At 71.1% G+C, this 3,495-nt stretch carries 4 protein-coding genes; 2 read left to right on the forward strand and 2 right to left on the reverse strand.

Annotation, left to right across the window (positions count from 1 at the left end; genetic code table 11):
* Positions 1-17: 17 nt before the first annotated feature.
* Positions 18-440 (reverse strand): hypothetical protein, encoded by a 423-nt coding sequence (locus I5E_RS04490; RefSeq protein ID WP_022905935.1) that lies wholly within the window; start codon positions 438-440, stop codon positions 18-20.
* Positions 441-700: 260 nt separating this feature from the next.
* Between I5E_RS04490 and I5E_RS04495 the strand changes: the two genes are divergently transcribed.
* Positions 701-949, forward strand: coding sequence for a WhiB family transcriptional regulator (locus tag I5E_RS04495; RefSeq protein WP_022904217.1), 249 nt, complete (start codon positions 701-703; stop codon positions 947-949).
* A 475-nt stretch (positions 950-1,424) separates the two neighbouring features.
* Here the strand turns inward: I5E_RS04495 and I5E_RS04500 are convergent, their stop codons facing one another.
* On the reverse strand, positions 1,425-2,933 hold the full coding sequence (locus I5E_RS04500; protein WP_022905936.1) for a sensor histidine kinase: 1,509 nt from the start codon (positions 2,931-2,933) through the stop codon (positions 1,425-1,427).
* Positions 2,934-3,050: 117 nt separating this feature from the next.
* Here I5E_RS04500 and I5E_RS04505 point away from each other — a divergent pair, with 117 nt between their 5' ends.
* Positions 3,051-3,464 carry an Rv3235 family protein gene (locus I5E_RS04505; protein ID WP_022905937.1) on the forward strand — a complete coding sequence of 138 codons (414 nt, stop codon included), beginning with the start codon at positions 3,051-3,053 and terminating at the stop codon, positions 3,462-3,464.
* Positions 3,465-3,495: the final 31 nt, after the last annotated feature.

The following is a 3,495-nucleotide window of genomic DNA, read 5'->3' on the forward strand; positions in this document are numbered from 1 at the left end:
CCTCCCGTCTCTGCCGTCTACTCGACCGGACGGGCGAGCGCGTCCGTCACCGGTCGCGACAGCACCAGCGTGATCCCCAGCAGCGCGGGGATGAGCAGGAACCAGCCGACGGCGGGCACGCGGAAGACGCCCTGGAACGCCCCGATCGCGAGCGCACCCTGCAGCACCTGCCAGACGATGATCCCGGACCGCACCCACGGACGACGGTTGCGGAGGCCGATGAACAGGGAGCCGAGCCACAGCGCGGCGATGGCCGCGAGGACCGTCAGCGCGATCCCGGACGCGATGCTCGTGGCGGGCGCGACGATCAGCTCGACGACGAGGACGATCGTCACGACGACGAGGGCGGCGAACTCGAGTCCGACGACGACGAGGAGCACCAGGAGCGCCGGCGACCGCCGTTCGACGGGGTCGGGCTCGGTCGGGGTGGTGTCGGGCACAGCATTCCTCCAGCGTCGGAACCCTTGATTTGGCCCTACCAGTATGGAACGATATTCGAGGTCGTTTGGACGGCACGATGTGGTGTGCGTCTCCCGTGGTTCGACGCTCCTCCCCCGAGCGTTCTGCGGGCGTCAGACTCGCTTCCAGCGGACTCCTCCCCCACGGGTGTCCCCTCGTGCCTCGCGCATGCTCAGCGTTCCGATCCCCGAACCACGGCCCCGGCCTGCCGTTCGAGCATCGATTTCAAGGAGCACCACACATGGACTGGCGTGACCAGGCAGCCTGCCTCACCGCGGACCCCGAGCTCTTCTTCCCCGTCGGGAACACCGGACCGGCCGTCGACCAGATCGAGAAGGCCAAGTCGGTCTGCGCTCGCTGCACGGTCACCGAGATGTGCCTGCAGTACGCCCTCGAGAACAACCAGGACTCCGGGGTCTGGGGTGGCCTGAGCGAGGACGAGCGTCGCGCCCTGAAGCGCCGCGCTGCTCGCGCCCGCCGCGCCTCCTGACCCGGCGCCTCCTGCGCGCCTGACGCCCGCCGTCCCTCCGGGGCCGGCGGGCGTCGTCGTGCGCGGGGGCCGTGTGTGTGGCGGGCGCGGCGGCGCGGTTGCGCGGCCCGCGCACCCCTCATGCCGCGCGCCACGCGGCGAACCACGGAACCGACGTCGAACCAGGGCCGGACGGCGGTGCGACGTCGGGAACGTGGTTCGATGCGGGCCGGGCGGGCGCGCACCGCGCCTCCAGGAACAGCGCAAGCCTGCGCACAACGAAAACCACACGACGCCGCAGGATCGCATGGTTCGGACACACGTTCGTTGTGCGGCCGGCCTCTCCAGCTGCCCGCACGGCGTGCGCGCCGGCGTGCGCCACCTCACGAACCACGGAACCGACGTCGAACCAGGGCCGGACGGCGGTTCGACGTCGGGAACGTGGTTCGACGCGGGCCGGGCGGGAGCACGAAGCACCCGACGACCCGACCGCGGGCTACGCGGCGCCCGGCGTCGCCGTCAGCCAGCGGAACGGGATCGTGATGGTGACCTCGGTGCCGCTGCCGGTCAGCGTGTGCCAGTCGATCGTGCCGCCGAGTTCGCCCTGGATCAGCGTCCGGACGATCTGCGTCCCGAGGCCCGATCCGACCTTGCCCTCCGGCAGGCCCCGGCCGTTGTCGCGCACCTGGATGTCGAGGTGATCGTCGAAGCGCTCGGCCACGATCTCGACCTCGCCGTCGCGGCCGTCCAGCCCGTGCTCGACGGCGTTCGTGACGAGCTCGGTGAGCCCGAGCGCGAGCGGGGTCGCCGCCTCGGACGGGAGCACCCCGAACTCGCCCGTCTTCTTCGGACGCACGGTGGTGTTGTGGGACGCGGCGACCTCGGTCACGAGCTTCAGCACGGAGTCGAACACCTCGTCGAAGTCGACGTTCTGGCTGAGGCCCGTCGACAGGGTGTCGTGCACCACGGCGATCGCGGCCACGCGGCGCATCGCGTTCTGCAGCGACGTCCGTGCTTCGTCCGAGTGGGTCCGACGGGCCTGGATGCGCAGGAGCGACGCCACCGTCTGCAGGTTGTTCTTGACCCGGTGGTGGATCTCACGGATCGTGGCGTCCTTCGTGATGAGCTCGCGCTCCTGGTGGCGCAGCTCGGTGACGTCGCGGCAGAGCACGATCGCGCCGATGCGCTCACCATGGTCACGCAGCGGGATCGACCGCAGCGAGACGGTCACGCCCTTGGACTCGACGTCCGCGCGCCACGGGGCACGCCCGGTGACGACGAGGGGCAGCGACTCGTCCACGTCGAGCTGCGCGCCGATGAGTTCGGTGGTGACCTCGGCGAGGGACTTCCGCTCGAGCTCACCTTCGAAGCCCATCCGGTTGAAGGCGCTCAGGCCGTTCGGGCTGGCGAACGTGACGACACCGTTCGTGTCGAGGCGGAGCAGGCCGTCACTCGCGCGCGGGGCGCCACGACGCGGTCCGGCCGGCGCACCGATGTCCGGGAAGTCGCCGGTGGCGATCATGCCGAAGAGGTCGTTCGCGCTCGCGGTGAAGTTGAGCTCCTGGCGGCTCGGGGTGCGCATCTCGTCCTGGTTCGAGTGCCGCGTCACGACCGCGATCGGGCGCTCGGTCGTCTCGGCGCTGTTCGCGCTCAGGCGGCGGAGGACCGGGATCGCCCGGACGCGGGTCGGGGTGTCCTCGTACCAGTCCGGCTCGGCCGAGTCGACGACCCGCGCGCCGGCGAAGCACTCGGTGACCTGCTCGCGCCACTCCTCGCGGATCTCCTGCCCGACGATGTCGCGGTAGAAGAGCGTCGCCGCGGAGCTGGGGCGCGCGTGCGCGACCGCCACGAACGAGCCGTCCTCGGACGTCGGCACCCAGAGGACCATGTCCGCGAAGGACAGGTCGGCGAGCAGCTGCCAGTCGCCGACGAGCAGGTGCAGCCACTCCACGTCGGCTTCGGAGGAACGGCCTTGTGCGAGGACGAGGTCACTGAGGGTCGACACCCGCCCAGTCTAGGTGCGCGCCTCTGTGGAGAACTTCGCGCTCTCCACAGCCTGGGACGGACTCATATTTCTCATGTTGTACGCGCCCTACGCTCAGCCCCGACGAAAGGGGCAGGGGTGGCCGAGGAAGCACACAGGATCGATGATGCAGAGCCGACGGGGGACGTCCTGCGGCTCAGCGTGGTGCCGCCGCCGACGGACGTCGAGGACACCGCGCGCGCACTCGGTCTCTGCGTCGCCGAGATCCTGACCGGGTCGCGCGAGGTCGACAGCATCGCCCGGTGGATCACCGACGAGGTCCACCGGCACCTGCAGCAGCGTGCCGCCGTCGCCGCGCGCGCCCGGCAGCTCGGCGGACGCTCACGGGGGCGGGCACTGCTGCGGGTCGGGAGCGTGATCGTGTGCCGACCCGCCGACGGGGTCGCCGAGGCGACCATCGTGGTGCACACGCGCAGTCACGCCCGTGCCGTCGCGATGCGGTTGGAGGAGCGGCAGGGCCGCTGGCGCGCGACGGCCGTCGGGGTCCTGTGACGCCTGTGGAGTGACCGGGAGGACGGGCAGG

Source organism: Curtobacterium sp. B18 (assembly GCF_000333375.1).
Taxonomy (GTDB): domain Bacteria; phylum Actinomycetota; class Actinomycetes; order Actinomycetales; family Microbacteriaceae; genus Curtobacterium.